This is a genomic window from Zhouia amylolytica (assembly GCF_900116365.1).
Classification (GTDB): Bacteria; Bacteroidota; Bacteroidia; order Flavobacteriales; family Flavobacteriaceae; genus Zhouia; species Zhouia amylolytica.
In genome coordinates, this window is record NZ_FPAG01000004.1 from 56,096 (window position 1) to 77,362 (window position 21,267).

The 21,267-nt window shown below is 36.6% G+C and carries 15 protein-coding genes; 7 read left to right on the top strand and 8 right to left on the bottom strand.

Annotated features, from left to right (window positions below):
• Positions 1-65: 65 nt before the first annotated feature.
• On the bottom strand, positions 66-1,193 hold the full coding sequence (locus BM361_RS07155; protein WP_074977907.1) for a FecR family protein: 1,128 nt from the start codon (positions 1,191-1,193) through the stop codon (positions 66-68).
• A gap of 108 nt (positions 1,194-1,301) precedes the next feature.
• Entirely contained in the window at positions 1,302-1,868 is a 567-nt protein-coding gene (locus BM361_RS07160) for an RNA polymerase sigma-70 factor (RefSeq protein ID WP_038267784.1), read from the bottom strand.
• Between the two features lie 239 nt (positions 1,869-2,107).
• Here BM361_RS07160 and BM361_RS07165 point away from each other — a divergent pair, with 239 nt between their 5' ends.
• From BM361_RS07165 to BM361_RS07175, 3 genes are all read left to right on the top strand, one after another.
• A complete protein-coding gene (locus BM361_RS07165) occupies positions 2,108-4,138 on the top strand; it encodes an MGH1-like glycoside hydrolase domain-containing protein (protein WP_254785757.1) in 2,031 nt (676 codons plus the stop codon).
• A gap of 20 nt (positions 4,139-4,158) precedes the next feature.
• Entirely contained in the window at positions 4,159-7,197 is a 3,039-nt protein-coding gene (locus BM361_RS07170) for an aminotransferase class III-fold pyridoxal phosphate-dependent enzyme (RefSeq protein WP_254785759.1), read from the top strand.
• Between the two features lie 162 nt (positions 7,198-7,359).
• A complete protein-coding gene (locus tag BM361_RS07175; protein ID WP_074977908.1) occupies positions 7,360-10,491 on the top strand; it encodes a glycoside hydrolase family 2 TIM barrel-domain containing protein in 3,132 nt (1,043 codons plus the stop codon).
• 39 nt (positions 10,492-10,530) lie between these two features.
• On the opposite strand, the gene BM361_RS07180 is transcribed toward BM361_RS07175, so the two are convergent.
• From BM361_RS07180 to BM361_RS07195, 4 genes are all read right to left on the bottom strand, one after another.
• Entirely contained in the window at positions 10,531-10,782 is a 252-nt protein-coding gene (locus BM361_RS07180) for a hypothetical protein (RefSeq protein ID WP_074977910.1), read from the bottom strand.
• A 119-nt stretch (positions 10,783-10,901) separates the two neighbouring features.
• The gene (locus tag BM361_RS07185) at positions 10,902-12,587 is read right to left on the bottom strand and encodes an AraC family transcriptional regulator (RefSeq protein ID WP_074977911.1); all 1,686 of its coding nucleotides are present in this window, start codon (positions 12,585-12,587) and stop codon (positions 10,902-10,904) included.
• A 52-nt stretch (positions 12,588-12,639) separates the two neighbouring features.
• Entirely contained in the window at positions 12,640-14,097 is a 1,458-nt protein-coding gene (locus tag BM361_RS07190) for an SLC13 family permease (RefSeq protein ID WP_074977912.1), read from the bottom strand.
• Positions 14,097-15,107, bottom strand: a complete 1,011-nt coding sequence (locus BM361_RS07195; RefSeq protein ID WP_074977914.1) for a Gfo/Idh/MocA family protein — start codon at positions 15,105-15,107, stop codon at positions 14,097-14,099. Before BM361_RS07195 ends, BM361_RS07190 begins: the two co-directional genes overlap by 1 nt.
• 124 nt (positions 15,108-15,231) lie before the next feature.
• Here BM361_RS07195 and BM361_RS07200 point away from each other — a divergent pair, with 124 nt between their 5' ends.
• The gene (locus BM361_RS07200; RefSeq protein ID WP_074977915.1) at positions 15,232-17,049 is read left to right on the top strand and encodes an endonuclease/exonuclease/phosphatase family protein; all 1,818 of its coding nucleotides are present in this window, start codon (positions 15,232-15,234) and stop codon (positions 17,047-17,049) included.
• Between the two features lie 203 nt (positions 17,050-17,252).
• On the top strand, positions 17,253-17,780 hold the full coding sequence (locus BM361_RS07205) for a YceI family protein (RefSeq protein WP_038267773.1): 528 nt from the start codon (positions 17,253-17,255) through the stop codon (positions 17,778-17,780).
• Positions 17,781-17,869: 89 nt separating this feature from the next.
• Here BM361_RS07205 and BM361_RS07210 read toward each other — a convergent pair whose 3' ends face one another.
• On the bottom strand, positions 17,870-18,994 hold the full coding sequence (locus tag BM361_RS07210; RefSeq protein ID WP_038267770.1) for a histidine decarboxylase: 1,125 nt from the start codon (positions 18,992-18,994) through the stop codon (positions 17,870-17,872).
• Between the two features lie 150 nt (positions 18,995-19,144).
• Here BM361_RS07210 and BM361_RS07215 point away from each other — a divergent pair, with 150 nt between their 5' ends.
• Positions 19,145-19,612 carry an Lrp/AsnC family transcriptional regulator gene (locus tag BM361_RS07215; protein ID WP_038267767.1) on the top strand — a complete coding sequence of 156 codons (468 nt, stop codon included), beginning with the start codon at positions 19,145-19,147 and terminating at the stop codon, positions 19,610-19,612.
• A 21-nt stretch (positions 19,613-19,633) separates the two neighbouring features.
• Here the strand turns inward: BM361_RS07215 and BM361_RS07220 are convergent, their stop codons facing one another.
• Positions 19,634-20,140, bottom strand: coding sequence for a DinB family protein (locus BM361_RS07220; protein WP_074977917.1), 507 nt, complete (start codon positions 20,138-20,140; stop codon positions 19,634-19,636).
• Between the two features lie 119 nt (positions 20,141-20,259).
• Here BM361_RS07220 and BM361_RS07225 point away from each other — a divergent pair, with 119 nt between their 5' ends.
• On the top strand, positions 20,260-21,228 hold the full coding sequence (locus BM361_RS07225; protein WP_074977919.1) for a GlxA family transcriptional regulator: 969 nt from the start codon (positions 20,260-20,262) through the stop codon (positions 21,226-21,228).
• The last annotated feature ends 39 nt before the right edge of the window (positions 21,229-21,267 follow it).

The following is a 21,267-nucleotide window of genomic DNA, read 5'->3' on the forward strand; positions in this document are numbered from 1 at the left end:
TAATTAATCTGGCGGGGATGGAGATTTAAATTGTCCAGGTCTAAACTCCATTCCCTTTTCTTTGGTTACTTCATAATGATTTTGTTTTCTATTTTTTCAAATTTTGCTTCATTCGTATTTTCTATGGTTAAAAGAATATTTTCCAAATCTTGATGTTTGTTAAAAACTCCGTTAAATCGAATTTCACCAGCTTCTGCATTTTCAATTTCAATGTCGACATCATACCATCGGGATAATTGAAGCATGATTTCATGAAGTGTTTTATTTTTAAAGCTAAATAACCCTTCTTTCCACGAAATTGCATCGTTTACATCCACGGCCGTAATTTTAATAGTGTTGGTAACTGTATTAAATTTAGATTGATTTCCGGGGGTTAATTTTCTTGTCGTTCCTTTATTCTCAATGCTAACCGACCCCTCAACCAGCGTAGTGGCAATATAGGAGTCACTTTTATAGGCTTTGACATTAAATTCCGTTCCCAGCACTTTTACGTTTTGCTCTTGAGATTTAACCATAAAATCTGCACCCTGATGTTGAGTGCTTGGAGATACATCAAAATAGGCTTCTCCATAAATTAACTCAACCATTCTGGTATTACCTTTGGTAAAAGTTACAGGGTACTTAATCTTAGATTCTGAGTTCAACCAAACTTGAGTGCCGTCTGAAAGTGTTATAAAGAACTGCCCGCCTCTGGGAATTGTTAATGTATTGTATTTTATTTCAGATGTTTTGTTGTCTGAAGTATCATATGTTAACTCTTTGCCATTACTGGTAAGGTGCTTATTGGTATATGATTTACCCGCCTCTAAAGGTATTTCACTTCCGTCCTCAAGGGTTAAAACAGCCTTGTCAGTTCCGATTTCAATTTTCTTTTCAGTGGCCACTACCGGAACTGATAGTTCTGGATCATCTTGTTTGCTTATGAAAGGAAGTGAAATTAAAACGGTAATAGCTGCAGCTATAGCAGCAACCCTAAGTGGCGTAAACAATGCTTTTTTTCGACGAAGTTTTGGTACCAGGTTCTTATAGGCTACTTCTACATCGATCCCATCTAGTGATTTCCCATAGTTTTTAATCACATTTTTATAATACTGCCTGTGTATTTCAGATTCTGCGTACCACTCATCAAAGAGAATTTGCTCCTTTTCGGTGAGTTCGTTATTTATTTTTTTTAGAATGAGCTTAAACTCCATCAATGCCTTTTTTAAAAACTATTTACTCATATGACAATAGAATGGCAATAAAGGGTGACAAAAAATAAAGAAAATTTAAAAATAATGTGAAAATATTGATTCTTGCGCTTATTGAAAGTGCTGTAAGAAAAGAAATAAAAGCGGACTCAAAGATGCCGATATCTTGATCTTCGCTCGCTTTAGTTGCGTTTTTACCGTATTAACAGATACGCCCATTTCCTCTGCAATTTCACTGTATTTGTAATTGCTGATAAAACGTAAACGAACAATTTCCTGCATTTTTACCGGTAGTTCGGTTATGATCTTTTGAAGTTGATTCTGAATGATTTGTTTATCCGATTGCGAAAAGGATTCCAAATCGTGATTACTGATTAAAACCGTATTGAGATCAAGCAGGTGTAATGAATCTTGAATTTTTATTGACTTTAGATAGTTAAGACATTTGTTGCGAACCATTACGTATAAATAAGACTTTAAAGAATCTCTTATTTGCAATGATTCGGCTTGCTCCCATAAATAGATGAACACCTCCTGAACAATATCTTCGCTGGCGTTTTTGTCAAAAAGATATCCATTGGCATAAACAACTAACTCAGCATAAAGATCACTGAAGAGTTTTTTAAAAACCTTCTGATTCTTATTCTTTATCTCGGCTAAAATGAATCGTTGGTTCAAGGAAATAGCTAATATGGTTGATTACTATTAATTTCTCAAAACTTAGGCTGGGTTATTCGCAAATATATTTTTTTTTATGTAATTATCTACTCAAAGTTGAAAATTCGTTTTTTTTTGTACTTTAGCTGCGTCCAACACGACAACAAGTTTCTTTGTTGTTACTTCACAATGATTTTTCTTTAAAAAAAGAAGAGTGATCTTCTTTAAAATTCTATTTACAACAATAGAAATATAGTTTTATGATGAAGAAAAATAAAGTAATTGCGCTTACGTGCTGTTTACTGACTTTTATTGCATGTAAACAAAAGGATGAGGTGAATGTAAAGCCTGAGTTTACCTATCTTTATGAAGCCAGTAATACGTTAAACTACAAGGGAGTGCCGGAACATAAAGTCGATAGAAACATGTTAATGTTTTCAGATCAGGGAGCATGGTTTTCATATGGACTTCGGAACAACTCGGATGATTATGGAGGGTTTACAGGACCGTTTTTGATGACCCAGGAAAATGGGGTGTGGATTGGCCCATCCCTATCCAGAATTGATTTGTTAAATGAAAAAAACATATCACTTGTAGATTGGAATCAAGATCTGATAGACCAAAGTAGCTACCACAGCCATTTAGAACAAACGTACGAAAATGAAAACTTAAGAGTGCAGCAAGAACTGGTGTTTGTTTCTGCTCATACAGCCCTTCAAAGAACACGGGTTACAAATCTCTCTAACCAGGAGATTGATCTTGGTTTCAGGTTGAATTCAAATTTATTTGAAGATTTGGGGATTCATTTGGAGAGAGAGGCGGAATATGTGAAGATTACCTCCGACAGAACAGATGCTATAGGATATGTTGGCATTGTATCAGACAATAGTAAAATAAGGGTTGAAGATTCCCTTTCTTTTGAAGTTTATCAAAAACCGATGTTGTTAAAATCCAGAGAAACCAAAGAGGTGTTAGTGTCACAGACGTTTATATTCCCTGGTTACAGCTGGAGTAAAGAACAGTCTACAATAAAAGAAGTTAATTTTGATGAGCTTCTTCTGAAAAGAATGTTAGAGAAAGAAAATCAATTGGAAAAATTGATTAGCAGACAACAAAAAGCCTTCAAAAATCAACAGTATGAGATCCTCCTTGCTAAGACGTTGCTGACCTTGCAAAATAATTGGCGTGTTCCTGCCGGAGAATTGAAACATGCAGGTTTATTTCCCAGCTACCATTATAAATGGTTTCATGGATTTTGGTCGTGGGACTCATGGAAACATGCTGTCGGAATAGCCATGTACGATCCTCAATTGGCAAAAGATCAGGTGAGAGCGATGTTTGATTTCCAATCGGATGATGGATTTATTGTAGACTGTGTTTACAGAGATACCACGATCGAAGCTCACAATTACCGAGACACCAAACCTCCTTTGGCCGCCTGGTCTGTAGCTAGCATAGTTCGACGCACCAACGATACAAGTTTTGCAAAAGAGATGTACCCTAAGTTAAAAAAGTATCATTATTGGTGGTATCAAAAAAGAGATCACGATCAGGATGGGCTTTGTGAATATGGGTCAACCGATGGAACATTAATAGCAGCAAAATGGGAAAGCGGGATGGACAATGCCATCCGGTTTGACGATTCAAAAATTCTGAAAAATGATGATGGAGCGTACTCCCTCGATCAGGAAAGTGTTGACTTAAATGCTTACCTCTACGCAGATAAAAAATTTCTGGCCTATCTTGCTAATATTACCAATAATGAAGCTGATTTAAAAACCTTTTTGTCAGAAGCTAAAGCACTCAAAGTTAAAATTCAAGATCAGTTTTACAGCCGTGAAGATGGCTGGTTTTATGATACATCATTAGATGGTGAAAGTTTTATCAAGGGAGAAGGAAGTGAAGGTTGGATTCCGCTATGGGCAGGTGTTGCTAAACAAGAACAAGCCGATAAAGTGAGAGATCGGATGATGGATCCATCGAAGTTTTACACCAAAGTCCCTTTTCAAACAATGTCTAAAGATCATTCAAAGTTTGATCCGATGAACGGTTATTGGAGAGGGCCCAATTGGATAGATCAGGCATACTTCGGAATTGAAGGGTTAAGAATGTATGGGTATGAGGAAGAAGCCAATAAAGCCACAGAGCAAGTTCTAAAAGGAGCCGAAGGACTGCTGGGAAAAGGAGCTTCGATCAGAGAGAATTATCATCCAATTACCGGGAAAGGGCTGAATGCGCAGAATTTCAGCTGGAGTGCAGCCCATATTATAATGATGTTAACCGAAGAGTAGTGATTATAAATAATAGATTCATGATCAATATGGATTATAACAAAATAGAAATAACCGCCACGGAAGCTGAAACTATTATAAAGGAACGTTTTCAAATTAATGGTAAGGCAAAACGGTTACCGGGAGAAATTGACTTCAATTTTAAAATCGATGATCAAAATGGAAAATCCTTCATTTTAAAGGTATCAAGACCTGAAGAAAATATAGACTATTTAAATTTTCAACAACAATTATTAGAACACCTTGCACATGCTAAAAAATCTTTGATTGCTCCAAAAGTAATTAAAGATATAGAAGGTGAAGGGATCTCCGAAATAACAGATCATCATGGAAATAAAAGAAAAGTTAGATTGTTAACCTGGATTTCAGGAAGAGTTTGGAGCTCTGTAAATCCAAAATCAAATGAACTTTTATATAGCCTCGGTGAAGAATGTGGAAAATTGACTCAGGAACTTTGTGATTTCGATCATTCATATGCGAATCGAAAATTTGAATGGGATGTAGCACAATCATTATGGACAGAAAACTACCTTTTATATTTTGGGGAAAAAGAGAGGGAAGTTCTGGAGTACTATCAAAAAAGGTTTAAAGACCTCCAGGGTGTCTACTCCCAATTGAGAAAAACTATAGTTCATAACGATGCCAATGATAATAATGTGATCGTTTCAGAAGATTTACAAAACCCAAAGGTGATTTCATGTATCGATTATGGAGATGCTGTTTATACGCAGTCAATTAACGATCTTGCCATTGCATCGGCTTATGCCATAATGAATTGTAATAATCCTCTGCAAGCGGTTTTGCCAATTATTTCCGGATATCACAAATCATTTAAGTTAGAACCAGAGGAGTTAAAAGTACTATATGTGGCTATCGGGATGCGACTTGTAATATCGGTTACCAAATCAGCCATCAATAAAATTAAAGAACCTGAAAATGAATATTTGTTGATCAGTGAAAAACCAGCTTGGGATTTACTTCATAAATGGTATGATGTAAGTGAAGATTTTGCACATTACAGTTTTAGAGAGGCATGTGGTTATGCACCCCATCCAATGGCGTCCAAATTTATGGATTGGACAGAGAATCAACAGTTAACAATTGAAGCTTTGTTTCCTACAGAGGCATCCAGGATCATTTACCCTATAGACCTTAGTGTTTCCAGTACCTTTCTCGGTCACGAAAAAGATTATGAGGATCAGGATTACTTTAAATTTAAGCTAAATCAAATTCAAAAACGAAATCCGGGAACATTAATTGCCGGTGGGTACATGGAACCCCGACCATTTTATACAAGTAATATGTATGAAAGAGAAGGAAACCTTGGAATAGAGTATAGAACCATCCACCTGGGAATTGATTTTTGGTTACCTGCAAATACTCCGGTACATGCATTTATGGAGGGAGAGGTGTATTCAGTAACTGAAGATAAAGGAGAAAAAGGTTATGGCGGATTGGTTATTCTAAAACATCGTGCCGATGATTTCGAATTCTTTACGCTTTATGGTCATTTATCGATAGAAAGTATCCGGCATCTTAAAGAAAGGAGCATAGTAAATTGTGGTGATCTTATTGGAAAATTAGGAGAACATAATGAGAACGGAGGATGGGTTCCCCATCTGCATTTTCAGGTAATGTTATCAATGCTGGACTATAAAAATGACTTTCCAGGAGTAACATTTCATAGTGAACTTCCTGTCTGGAGAAGCCTTTGTCCTGATCCAAATGCGTTATTCAAAAGAAACGGATTAAATCCTCAAATGAAAATTCCGGATCATCAGATTATCGCCTACCGAAAGCAACATCTCGGTAAAAGTTTGAGTTTACAGTATGACATACCAATAAAAATGGTGCGCGGTAAGGGTCAGTATTTAATAGATCAATTTGGTAAAAAATACCTCGACACGGTAAATAATGTAGCTCATGTAGGTCACGAGCATGCTCAAGTGGTTCAGGCAGGGCAAGATCAAATGGGACTCATCAATACCAACTCCAGATACCTTCATGAAAATATAAATGAGCTTGCCAGGGAAATTATCGAAACCCTACCTCCCGAATTAAGTGTATTGCATTTTGTCAATTCAGGGAGTGAAGCAAATGAATTGGCACTTAGAATGATGAAAGCAGCAACTGGAGCTAAAGATGTTATTGCTTCAGAAGTAGGATATCACGGAAACTCCAACGCATGTATAGATATCAGCTCTTATAAATTTGATGGTAAAGGAGGACAGGGAGCGCCAGAGCACACTCATATTTTTCCATTACCGGATAAGTTCAGAGGAAAGTTTACCGGGACAAACACCGGACCATTATATGCTCTGGAAGTAAAGAAACTTATTGATAAAGTACATAAAAAGGGCAGAAATGTCGGAGCTTTAATTGTAGAACCTATTATCAGTTGCGGTGGACAAATTGAACTCCCTGAAGGATTTTTAAATCAGGCCTATGCTTATGTTAGAGAAGCAGGAGGGGTTTGTATTTCAGATGAAGTTCAGGTAGGCTGTGGTCGTGTGGGAAAATCCTTTTGGGGGTTTCAGCTATATAATGTTATTCCGGACATAGTAACTATTGGAAAACCTTTGGGTAATGGACACCCCTTGGCAGCGGTAGCCTGTACTCAGGAAATCGCTGAAAAGTTCGCAAATGGTATGGAGTACTTTAATACGTTTGGTGGTAACCCCGTGTCTTGTGCTATAGGAGCCGCAGTTTTAAAGGTGGTGAAAGAGGAAAAATTACAACAGAATGCACTTCAGGTTGGAGAGTATCTTAAACAAGAACTTCGTCAACTTGCTCATGAGTTTCCAATTATTGGAGATGTTCGCGGTCAGGGTTTATTTCTGGGAATAGAATTCGTAGATAAAAAGCTAAAACCATTAAAAGCTCAAGCCGATTATGTTATAAACCGTATGAAAGACTATGGAATTCTAATGAGTACCGACGGCCCGGATAATAATGTTCTTAAAATAAAGCCTCCAATGGTCTTTACGGAAACCAACGCTTCTGAGTTGATTTTTTACCTCAGGAAAGTCCTTAAAGAAGATTTTATGAATGCTTATTAATGATCAGGAGTTGTGTAAAGAGATGATGGTTCGACTTTGTGGTCAGGAGAACTAAAAATATTTGGCTTTATCAGTTCCGTGACAAAGGCGATCCATCTCATATTCGATGGTTAAAAGATATGTATACAAATCCTAAAAAGTGTTTAATTTCAAAAGATTACAATGAACAAAATATATATTGTTGCACTGTTAGCTTTTGCCATGACTGCTTGTCATAAGGAAAAGTTAGAAGAAGTGCCTGAGCAAACCAACCATTACAACCACAAGGTGTTTGAAGAGAATAAGTTACCTCCAAGAGCAACTTTTTTTGGTTTTGAAAATGCCGAGATAAATCAAATAGAACATTCTAAGAGGTATTTAAATTTAAATGGAGAGTGGAAATTTCACTATGTAAAGAACCCTCTGCATCGACCCCTTACTTTTCAAAACATTCAATACGATGATAGCGATTGGGGAAAGGTTAAGGTGCCCGCAAATTGGGAAACAGAAGGATATGGAAATCCAATTTATCTTGACGAACGCTATCCTTTCACTACCAATTGGCCGGACGCTCCAACCGATTATAATCCTGTTGGAACCTATAGAAATATGGTTGTTTTAGATCAGAAGATGCTGGATGAGGAAGTTATTTTACATTTTGCTGCGGCAAAATCAGCAATGTACTTGTATGTGAATGGAAAATATGTTGGATATTCTCAAGGAAGTAAGACACCTGCAGAATTTAATATTTCATCATTTGTTCAAAAAGGAGAAAACCTAATTGCGCTTCAAATGTTTCGCTGGAGTGATGCGAGTTATCTCGAAAGTCAAGATATGCTTAGAATGAGCGGTATAGAACGAGATGTTTACATATACACCCGACCGAAGGTTTTTTTAGCGGACTATGAGTCATACACCAATCTGGATAACACCTATGCCAATGGAGTTTTTAAGGGAACAATTAGTATTAATAATACCCTTGAGCAAGAAGTTAAAAGAAAAGTGAGTGTCCTGATAATGGAGAAGGATTCAATCATATTTTCTGCTTCTGAATTTCTAACAATAGCTCCTAAAGACACTTTAGAATTCCAGGTAGAAAAACTGATTCCTGAGATTAAGACATGGTCAGCTGAAACTCCAAATCTGTATGAATTTAAGATCGCATTGGAAGATGAAGTGAATTCGGAAAACAATCAATATATTAATAGGTATACTGGGTTTAAACGGGTAGAAATCGAAGATAGTCAGCTTTTAATTAATGGTAAGCCAATTTATTTTAAAGGGGTAGACCGACATGAAACAGATCCAATTACGGGGCATGTAGTTTCGAAGGAAAGTATGGAGCAGGATATTAAACTAATGAAACAGCATAACATTAATGCGGTGCGAAGTTCCCATTATCCCAACGACCCTTATTGGTTATCGCTATGCGACAAGTATGGGCTTTATGTTATTGATGAGGCAAACATTGAAAGTCATCCTTTGGCTATAGATGAGAAAACCCAGATTGGTAACGAAATGAGTTGGCTTCCGGCACATATGATGCGTACCCAACGTATGTATTTTAGAGATAGAAACCATGTAAGTATTTATTCATGGTCTTTGGGGAATGAAGCTGGCGAAGGAGAGGTGTTTAGAACCACGTATAAGTGGCTGAAAGAAAATGATGATAACAGGATCGTGCAATATGAGCCGGCAGGAAAGGAAGATTATACAGACATCTATTGCCCGATGTATCCACGATTTAATTATTTAATAGAACATGGTAAATCTACTTCAGATAAACCTTCGGTGATGATTGAGTACGCCCACGCCATGGGTAATTCTGTGGGTAACTTGCAGGAATATTGGGAAATCATTGAAAAATATCCAAACCTTCAGGGAGGATATATTTGGGATTGGGTAGATCAAAGCCTGGAATATACCAATGATGAAGGGGAAAAGTATTTTGCTTACGGTCATGATTTTCACCCCGACTTACCAACCGATGGTAATTTTTTAAATAATGGATTGGTCGATCCTTTCCGTAATCCACACCCTCATTTAACCGAGGTTAAAAAGGTATATGAACCGGTACACTTTAATTATAATGGAAACGGAGTAATTGAAATTAAGAATAAAAACTTCTTCACCGATTTATCAGATAAATTAATAGTCTGGTCCATTCTGTTAGATGGTCATCCGATACATAAAGACTCAGTAGGAGTTGTTCGGATTTTACCACAACAAAAAGAGAAGCTGATACTTAATAACTTTCCAACAGTCTTGGAGCGTGGAAAAGAGTATATTCTGGAAGTTAACTTGCTTCAAAAAGAAGAGACAGGATTGGTTCCTGCAGGATTTGAAGTAGCATGGGATCAGTTCTTGCTTCAAAAGGGAGGTGTTCAAACAGTTGAAAAGAATCCGGAAGAGACGATTTCAATTATTGAAATCAATGGTGAGTTTGTGATGGAAAATGCGACTAACTCGTTTAGAATTGATGCAAATACCGGCGAAATTAAAAATTGGTCATATAATAAGTCATTGATTACTGCAGATCCAATTCACCTGAATTTTTGGCGTCCACCTACAGATAACGATCTTGGTAATGGTTTACAGGCCAGAGCAAAAGCCTGGCAAAATGCAAGCTATAGTTATACAGCTAAGCTACTAGAGAAACCAAGAGTTGCAGAGGAAGGTGTGAAGTTTAAGGTAGAGTATATTTTGCCAAACGATGAAGCAGAAGTAACAGTATCATATCATTTAAAAAACTCAGGTGCTCTTAAGGTTAATTATAGCTTTACTCCAAATAAAAAAGACCTCCCGGAGTTGCCTAGAATAGGGATGTATCTACTGCTTCCCGATACATTTAATGAGGTCCATTGGTATGGTAATGGGCCAATAGAAAGTTACGAAGATCGAAAAACAGGAGTGAAAACAGGCCTGTATAAATCCGACATAAAAGAAGGGTTTCATAGATATATGCGACCGCAGGAAACAGGGAATAAAACAGATGTTCGCTGGATTGAACTTATAGCCTCAGAAGTTAAACTAAAAGTAACTTCTCGAGAATGGTTAAATGCCAGTATATGGCCCTTCCAAATGAAAGAACTTGATTTTATTGAAGGTAAGGATGGAGCTGCTTCAGCATCCGGGCTGGTTCCTGTAACCAGCAAACATGGAGCAGATATTAAAATTGGTAAAAAGTATCAATGGAATATAGATTACAGACAGATGGGTGTCGGAGGTGATAATTCATGGGGGGCCAAAGTACATGATGAATACCTTATTGAACCAAACATGTATAAGTATTCTTTTACCATAATCCCTAATTAGAATAAAAATATTTAAAAGCGGAAATAAAGTCGGGATATATTATCTCGACTTTATTGTATTTGTGTTTTCCTGATGATAAGAGACTTCTCGGGTATGCTGTTTTAGGTAGATAAGAGAGTTATAACTAAGGTCGTTTGACAGTACAATACTTGAAACAGGTTTGTCGAAAGAGTTAGACTGGTTTACCTTTAAATCTTGATACACATGAATTGGGTCGTTCTGAAATAGGGTAGAAATCTTCAGCAGAATGGCCAAAGAAATTAATCCGGATAAGAAAAGTACAGGCTTCATAAAACATTAATTAAATGGGGTGAAATCCTTTTTATTAATGCAATAATAGTTAGTACATGAGTCGGAAATGTTCCACCCAATAGAATGGCACCACTTTATCAGGAGGAATTGAAAAAGTATTAATTTGTTATAGTAGTGTTATCCTGCCTGTAGGCTGAAGGAGTCAATCCGGTGTGGTTTTTAAAAACCCGATTAAAAGAAGTTTTGCTCTTGAATCCGGCTTCGTAACCAATAGCCAATATCTTGTATTCATTGTAATTCGGATTCTTCATTAACTTTTGAGCCTCATTAACCCTGTAAAGATTTATAAATTGATAAAAATTTTGATCAAAACACAAATTTAAAACCTCAGAAAGATGGTGTGTGCTCATAGAAAGTTTAGCAGCCATTTCTGCCTGATTTATATCAAAATCAAGAAATGGCTTTTCTTTTTCCATAAAATCCAAAATTAGGTTCATATAACCATCCCGATCCTCCTTCGTTAAAGATGAGTTTTTGTATTGTGCACGCGTTTTTTGACGTTGATGCTTTTCAACTGCCAATTCTTTCATTTTAGTTTTTAGCATCTTATTTTCATTCGAAAGTAATTTGTTACTCTCTTTATAGTGCTCTTTATCTTTTTCCAGATCCTTCTTTTTTCTTATATAAATAAAAAGCATACCACCTAACAAAAGAAAAATTACACAACTACCAATAAGTACCTGGGTTTTTTTGCCATCTGTAATTTCTAAGGTTTCGAGCTGAGATTCGACCATTTGCTTTTCATGCTCCGCATCGTGTTTAACATCCAGTTTGGCAGCACTCGACTTTTCCTCTAATAAGGTTTCATTCATTTCTGAATATAGCTCTTGTGCCTCGAATGATTGTTTGTAATCTCCCAATAACTCATAGGCTCGGGCAAGATGCAGGTAACAGGCTTTTTCAAGCTCCAGATCCTTTTGTGAATTTGCTATCTCTTTTGCCCTATTTAAATAAGGAATAGCCTTAGATCCCTGTTCTTTTTTAACATAGGCCATCCCCAGATTTAGGAGGCTGGTAGGCCTTTCAGGTAATGAATGCTTTTCAAGATATTCCAAGGCCTCCATTTCGGTCTCAATTACCTGGTCATATTTGCTTTGTTTGTAATAGGTGTTTGCAATATTATCCAGGGCGGTAAGAATAACACCATAATGTGATATTTTTTCCCCTAACAATTTCATCTTGAATAAATATTCAAGCGACTTTTCCTGATCCCCCAGATTCGAATGACAGATACTAAGTACATTATATGCTCCAACAATATTCAGGTCAGAGGTGTTATTAGTTTCTGATAACTCAAGCACCTCCTCTGCAGCTTTTATAGCCTTATCGTGAGCATCGATTTTATTGTAAACGTTGGCCATATTAACCAGGATGGAAACCCTGATGTTTTTATTTTCAGGTAGCGTTTTGCAGATACTTAGCGCCTCGTGATATAATGAAAGAGACTGCTTATAAGTGTCTGTTATATTGTAATAGATGCCCAAATTAATAAGTGCCTTTATTTGCAGTTTAGGAAGATTGAAATCCTTGGCTACCATTAAGGCGGAATCATTATATTTTTTAAAATTTTCATAATCTCCTTTATTATAGGATTCGCCGGAAGCATTGAGATATGCCTCGCAATTTCTGGTAGGGAAATTGAGATCTTTGGCCCCCTTTTGACTGTCTAAGATTTTTTCCTGAGCTTGAAGAGAATCTAAAAAGTTGAAACCTGAAAAAATCAAGATATAAGCTATAATGCGTAAATAGCGATTTTTATTAATAGAACCTTTATAGAAAAGCATAGTAGGGTATGTTTGGGTTGATTAGTGGGTGATACAAAGTTAAGTATTAAACTTATTTTATAAAGTTAAATTCTTTAGGATCGAAATTCCATAGTGCGGGCAGTAAAAAATATACCATTAATGTTAATAAGATTATAGAGAGCAGGTTCATCCAAATGCCTGTCCTGGTCATATCAGATATTTTTAAATAACCGGAACCAAAAACAACTGCATTAGGGGGTGTTGCTACAGGGAGCATGAAGGCGCATGAAGCCGCAACCGTAGTGGAAACCATGAGCATATAAGGGTTAATATCTAGAGTGTACGCGACTGGAGAGAGAATGGGCAACAGCATAGCCGTTGTTGCTAAATTCGAGGTGATCTCGGTTAAAAAATTAACGCAGGTGATTATAATGAGAACCAGTACAATAAGTGAAAGCCCTTGTAGTGAGGTCATCTGATTACCGATCCAGATGGCAAGGCCTGTAACCTGAAAGCCTGAGGCCAAGGCCATTCCACCGCCAAATAATAATATAATTCCCCAGGGTAGTTTAACTGCCTCTTTCCAGCTAATGATGGCTTCATTTTTCTTTTGGGATGGAATGATAAACAAGATGAATCCTGCAGCCATGGCAATGATCGTATCATCAATATTAGGAATCAGTGGTTCTAACAGATATGAACGTGAGATCCAACAGACGGCAGTGAGAGAAAAGATAGCAAGAACGGTTTTTTCTTCCCTTTTCATAGGGCCTAATGCTTTAAGTAATGTATCAATCTCTTCTTTGCCTCCCGGAAATTCTTTTTGATTAAATTTAAAAGCTACTCTGGTAAGGTAAATCCAGGCAATAATTAAAAGTATAATAGCAATCGGGAAGCCAAACCTGGCCCAATTCCAAAAACTAATCTCAATATTGTAGGTTTCCTGTACAAAACCAGCCAGGACCAGGTTGGGAGGGGTTCCAATTAAAGTGGCAATCCCTCCAATTGAGGCGCTATAAGCAATACTGAGCATTAAGGCTTTCCCGAAAATGAGATTCTCATCGGTTTCAGTAAGCGGATTGTCTTTCAATTGAGAAACAATAGACATGGCAATCGGTAGCATCATTACCGAAGTAGCTGTGTTCGAAATCCACATCGATAAAAAAGCCGTGGCCACCATAAACCCAAGAATAATTTTGGAAACATTGGTGCCAATTAACTTAATGATATGTAAAGCAATTCGTTTATGTAGCTTCCATTTCTCTATGGCGATGGCTAATATAAAACCACCCATGTATAAGAAAATGTATTTGTGACCAAAAGCAGCAGTGGTTGATTGAATATCCATAGCACCACTAAGGGGAAATAACAGAATGGGAAGTAAGGCAGTTACAGCAATTGGGATTACCTCGGTTATCCACCAGGTAGCCATCCAAAAGGTGATACCTAATAATTGATAGGCCCCTGAAGACATATCCGCCGGAGCCTCAAAAAACTGAAAGCAAATAAAGATAAGCGGACCTAATATCAGGGCTATTTTTCTTCTCATTAACTTTCTAAAATTTCAAGTTGTTTTATGATTTCATCCTTAGAAACCGGATATGGTTTATCAAACTTTATAGTATGGTAAACATCATCAAATACCTTGAGATAATTGCCGCGCTCGGCTTTAATCATTTGTTTTGTTTTAGCACCATCCTCGTTAATTAACGTCAATTGTCCTGCGGTAAAATCTTCTTCATATCCATATTCGGGAGCGGTAAGCTTTATCCCTTCCAAAAGTTGTTCTTCCTGTACATTGACACGAGGTTTTACAAAAGATCCTTTGGTGCCGTGAATAATAAACCCGGGCTGGGGATCGGCAACAAGCATACTTGTGCTAACAAAGACCTGCTTGCCATCCGCGTAAGACAAATGAAAATGGGCATAATCATCTACCATGGTATTTGGTCTGAAATATCCGAGTGTTTTGGTATAACGATGAGGAGTACCGAATAGGGCCAATGCAGCATCTATAATATGTGGACCTAGGTCGTATTGGATACCACCTCCTAATCCCGGCTTTTCTTTTGCTTTTGGACTTATTGTATTACGATAACGGTCAAAATGTAAATGTACTTCGACTACTTGTCCCAATACTCCAGATTCCAAAATGTTTTTTACAGATAAAAAATCCCCATCATAACGTCTGTTCTGATATGGGAGCACATATAATTTTCTCTTTTGAGCTTCATTAAATAGTTGTTGTGCTTCAATGGAGGTGCATGTGAAAGCCTTCTCAACTAAGACATGTTTGCCATGTTTAAGGGCTTGAAGAGCAAAATCAAAATGTGTGGAATTAGGCGTGTTTACAATAATCAGCTCAATTTTTTCATCCCTAATCATGTCCTCAACCTTGTCGTAGCTTTTAACTCTAGGATAATCTAAATGAGCTTTTTTAACCGATCGCTCAACCACAGCTGTTAATTCAAAATTGAGGTGGGTGTCAATAAAAGGAGCATGAAAAATTTTTCCGGAGGTACCATAAGATAAAAGACCTGTTTTAATGGTTTGAGACATAGTTAGTATACAATAGATGAATTAAGCGTTTCGAAAATACAAAATTAATTGGGCAGAATGAAAGCTGATGATGCTATTTGAATAAAATGTGTATATTTAAAAAAGAAATAAAAAGAAAGAAAAAATGTTTCGTATAAATTCGTTTAAATCCTTTCGTAGAAAGAAATTAATTGGAATAGGAGCCCTGATAACGATGTTGCATGTTCAGTTTCTAGGAGCACAGAATAATGTTATCGTCGATTTTGAAACTCTTAAAAGTAATAAGCATCAAAGTCTTAACGGAGTAAGTGGTAAAGGTTTGCTTGTAAAAGCAGACGAAGTGCCATTTCAACTTCCTCAAAGTGATCAGTTTGATTTTGATTTCAAGAATGATTTTTCCGTTATGTTTTGGGTGAAAACAGAAGTGTCTTCTTCAGAGCGAGCCGTATTGCTCAGTCAAAAGCCATTTGTTACGTCAGATTTAGAGTCGCAAAAAATCCCGGGGTGGGTCTTTTATATGTCTGATGGGACCTGGGCATGGAATGTAGGATCAGGTTCAAGAAGAATTACCTATGAAAGGGATAATGGAAGTATAATGCCTCTTAATGATGGTGCATGGCATTTGTTAGGAATGACCTATGATGCATCAAAAGGGGAGATAAGATTATATTATGATGGAATTAATCGCGCTATCTATAATTTAAGCGATCAAAAAGGGTTAAAGTTTGAAAATGATTACATGCTAAGTATAGGTCAATTGATTGATAGAGCTGAATCAAAAAAAGACAGGCTGGACCATATTGATCAGGGAGCTGAAAGATTACAAAAACTAGTTGATGTATTTCTTGAAGTCAGTGTGAAAAATGGAGGTAGTAGCTTAAGTTCTGATGATTTGATTGACCTGGTGGTAGATCCTGAAATGTTATTACAGCAAAAAGGTGTTAACGGGGCTGGCGAAGAAGACCTTGAAAGAATCGAAGGTAAAAGAAAGGAATTGAAAAAGAATCCATATACGGTATACCAGGTTAAGGATTTCATGCAAGTAGCTCCCCTGAAAACATTGTATTATTTAAAAGGGAAAAGCGTCAAAATAGATAAAAAGGAAGCTTTGCGTTTTGTGAATAAAGAATTATTCTCGTCACCAAATTTTGCTATTGATCAAATTAGCTTGTCCCAAATGGTTTTTACCCCGAAGGAGGTCGTTGAAGAGTACACTAAATTTAAAGAACTTAAGAAACTGAATAAATCGAATAAAATAGAGACAATTACAGCGGCGGTCTGGAATATACATCATGGGGGGGTTCATAACACCCTCGAAGAGGATGGTTGGGATTCGAGAAAAAGAATTGTGGAAATGTTAAAAGCGAAGAATGCCGACGTTATTATGATGCAGGAAACCTATTCTTCAGGAGATTTTATAGCAGCGGAATTAGGATATTATTTTGCGACCACCGTAGATTGGGATTATTTAAATCAGGGTACGAATATTTCCGTCCTAAGCAGATATCCAATCGATGAGATAAGTGTTCCTGAGAAAGCATCTTTTATGAACCTTTGTGCAAAAATAGCCTTAACAGATTCACAGGATATTTATGTAATGTCCAATTGGTATGGTATGAGTTCTTTTCCAATAGTATTCGATTTTCATAAAAATCGTTTTGAAACGGCTGATGAAATACCAGTGTTGTTCGGTGGTGATTTTAATGCCATACCAAATACCGATGGAGGAGAAAGTATAGCTGCTGAAACTCTTTTGAAATATGGATTTACTGATGCTTACAGGAGTTTATATCCAAATGTTCAGACGCATCCGGGGTATACCTTTCAGGATGGGAGGAGAATAGACCAGTTGTATTATCTGGGGAAAAAGTTGAAAAATACAAATACGCAGATCATTTCAAGTTGGCCCGAAGGCTTTCCGTCAGATCACTATATGATACTGTCTGATTTTACCATAAAATAATCGATTAAGAAAAGCCCCGAATTTGGGGCTTTTTTTTATTTATTCGGGTTAATAACCTTTTAAAATATCAAGGCTGAATTCCATGGACATACGTGCTTGTAACACTGCTTCCATCATTTCTTATCATAGATCAATGTGTAGCAGAATGTGATGGGGTATATTTGCTATGCATTGAAACTCAAACAATTATAAAAAAAAATAATATGACTAGCACAAACAAAAACACTTGGGTTATTGACCCAACACATTCTGAAGTATTATTTAAGGTAAAACATATGATGATTTCTACAGTTACAGGACAATTCGATGAATTCGAAGGTAGTGTAAAAGCATCCAATGGCTCATTTGAAGATGGAGAATTTGCGTTTACCGCTAAAGTTGCATCCATAAATACTAGAAATGGAGATCGCGATACTCATTTAAAATCTGAAGATTTTTTTGATGCTGAAAATCATCCAACCATAAACTTTGTCTCCAAATCATTTGATGGAGAAACACTTACCGGAGATCTTACAATTAGAGGAACGACAAAAGAAGTGAATTTAGATGTCGATTTTAACGGTGTGGCAGTAGACCCTTACGGTCAAACTAAAGCAGGTTTTGAAATTGAAGGACAAATTAACCGTAAAGATTTTAACCTAAGCTGGAGTGCTGTAACGGAAGCCGGAAATATCGTAGTAAGCGATAAGGTAAAGCTTATAGTAGCTGTGCAGTTTACTAAGCAAGCCTGATAATAAATATAAAAAAGCCCCGAATTCGGGGCTTTTTTACTGACTAACTAACCTAAAATTTAAATGAGAAAAAGTATTGCATAGTTTACCTATGCTACAAGAAGTGGATTGTTTACTTCCTGTTCTTTTTTAATATCGATTAATAATCGGTCTATTTTTTCTTTACTAATACCTGGGGTGCATATAACATGAGAAATTGTTTCCTCAGAAGCTAACTGATGTTTAACGCGTAAGGCCTCAGATAACTTAGGCATGACAACCGTTAATGCATTAGGGTTTCTCCATGCTTTTATACCTATTTTTTGAAGCTCTTTTTCTGTGTAAGCAGCAAGATCAAGAGCCATTTCAACTCGTTTTCTTAGCCCCTCTAACCCGTGTTTTTGAATAAAAGACCATATGAATAAAGGTGTTAATCCATTTCTTGATCCGGTAATAGTGGTGTCCATAGTACCTACATATGAAATAGAATTAGCAATTCTATCCCTGTGCTTTCTTTTTACCAGTACAATACCACATGGAATCGGCCCCCCGATAAATTTATGTCCTGATACAGATATACTGTCAACCCCCTCAGCAAAATCAAACTTAGGCTTTGGTTGTAAAAAAGGAGCAACCGTTCCTAAAAAGGCCGCATCACAGTGGATATAGTAATCTTTTATAGCATATTTTTTAATAATACGCTTAATTTCATCTACCTTATCGATAGCCTCAGTCATTGTAGTGCCTATATTCAAAAAGAAAATAGCAGGTTTGTCACGACGTAACATGATGGTTTGTTCAAGATCCTCATAATCCATCTCGCCATTATCCTGACTCCTGATAACAATATTTGGTATATTTAGTAAATGAAGATTCTTTTTAACACTGTAATGTGTGCTCTCACTATAATAGACCATTGCATTTGGAAAGCTCTCTCTGGCAACATATAAACCATACAAATTTCCTTCTGTACCACCATTAGTAACATAACCCCATGCTTCCTTGGTGCTTGTAGATAACATGTTGGCGAAGAAATTAACACACTCCATTTCAATGTCTTTGGTGTCAATGGCTAAAGTGGATAAATTTTCCGGGTCACCTACATTGTTAACACAAATATCTAAGAAGGGAGCAAATTCACTATAAGAAAAATCCCGTGCTAACGGATACCCAAGTACGTTATCGGAACGTTCCTGGAGTCTCTGGTAAATCTTTTGAATATTTTCGCTTTTCATATGTTGTTGTTTTCTGATACAAAAGTACTTATATAAAAATATATTTTAAAATATATGCTTTAATAAGGAAAATAAACCTATATTTGATGTATATACAGAATATTATTCTGTTGCATATGATTCTAAAAGCCATCCTTAGAAAAAAACACTATGATTTCATTAGACGCTATAGATATTCAGCTCCTAGAAGCCTTACAAAAAGACGCTAAACAGTCCGTGAAACAACTGGCCGAACAAGTAAACTTATCGGTAACTCCCGTTCATGAGCGAATTAAAAAAATGGAAAACAGTGGACTTATAAAAGAATATGTAGCTGTCATTGACCCCGATCTTTTAGGGAAAAATTTGGTCGCTTATTGCCAGGTGACACTGGTGCGACATAAAGAAGAACAGTTCCAGGAATTTGAAGCCTATATGAATACCCTCGATGAAGTGATGGAGGTTTCCTATGTAGCAGGAAATTACGATTTTTTAATCAAGGTGCTTTTAAGGGATATGGATGAGTTTCAATACTTCATCCTTCATAAATTGTCTAAACTGGAGGTTATATCAAATATACAGAGCTCATTCGTAATTAAAAGTTTTAAAAATAATTCAGCCATTAAAATTCGAAAATAAGTAGGGATTTATTAGTAATAATTAGTTCCTGTTCTTTAAATGTCGCATTATGTTTTCTAATTGATGTGAGTGCCGTTGGGTATGAATACTTATGAAATAGAGCCACTCATACCTTGTTAGATATCCAAAGGTTGGTAATTCCATTTCCAGGCATAACAGTTTTAAATCCTTGGATTTTATCGAATTCAAATGTTTTTCTTTGATGTCTTCCAGTTGCTGGGTAATAATGTCAATCTTGTACTCCTTTAATGATGGTACTATAAAATCAGGCGCTTCCATTTTTAGCGTATAGTCCAAGAATAGATTCTTTAGATCCAATACCTTTTCGTCCTCTTTACGATTGGTTGCTGCAACATTCTTATCTGGAAGTTGATCAGTGCTTTTTATGATATGCTGCGCTACCTGGCCGGCTGTCCAACTTCCTTTAAAAGGAATTTTATTCAGGGAGGCATTATCAAAGCTTTGTACCGTTTCAATAAAATTGTCAAACTGTGTCTGTAAATTGCTTTTTAGGTTTAAAATAGTCATGATTCTTCTTTTAAGTAAAAGTGTAAAGAAATGAGTAGAAATAAGGAGGGGGTAAATGCCTGTTTTAGGGTTGTTCTCGCCAGTAATTAATACTATATTTATAGTCTTAATACCATGAAATGAAAAGAGTTAGCATCTTTACCCCGGAAACTGCCGTTCCTTCAGCGGTATCAGGACCTCGATATGTTTTTACCACGGCCAATCAATTTTTGAGGGCCTCTGGCAAGCCACCGCTTTTTGATGTGAAATTGGTCGGTTGTAAGAAAGAAGTAAAATTACAGGAAGGAGTCTTTACCGTATCTGTAGATCAAACGATAGACCAGGTTACTTCAACAGATCTTGTAATAATCCCAGCTCTTTTTGGCGATATGAAGAAGGCGGTCGCACTCAATAAAGATGCTATTCCATGGATTGTTGAGCAGCACACCAATGGGGCTGAGATTGCTTCTCTCTGTGTTGGCGCATTTCTATTAGCTGCCTCAGGACTCCTGGATGGTAAAAAATGTTCTACCCATTGGGCGTATTATAACGAGTTTCAACATGCCTTTCCTCAGGTGGAGTTGGCCGAAGGATGTGTGATAACAGAAGATGCAGGGATTTACTCAAGTGGTGGCGCAAATTCTTTGTGGAATTTATTGTTGTACCTCTTGGAAAAATATACGGATAGAGATACAGCAATATTAGCTTCTAAATATTTTGCAATTGATATCGATAGAAATAGTCAATCGGCATTTACAATTTTTAAAGGACAAAAAGAGCATAATGACAACGATGTCTTGAGAATTCAAGAGTATTTGGAAAAAAATTACAAGGATAAAATTACTATAGATGAATTGGCCGACCTGGGGGCGATGAGCAGACGAAGTTTCGAACGGCGGTTTAAGAAGGCTACAAAAAACACAGCGATAGAATACCTTCAAAGGGTTAAAATAGAAGCCGCTAAACGTGATTTTGAAAGCACTAGAAAAAATGTAAACGATGTAATGTACGATGTAGGGTATACAGATAGCAAGGCCTTCAGAACGGTGTTTAAAAGGTTAACCGGGTTAACTCCAATTGCCTACAGAAATAAATATAGTAAAATGTAAAAAGCTAACTCTTGTTTAAAAAAATGAACAAAAATCAGT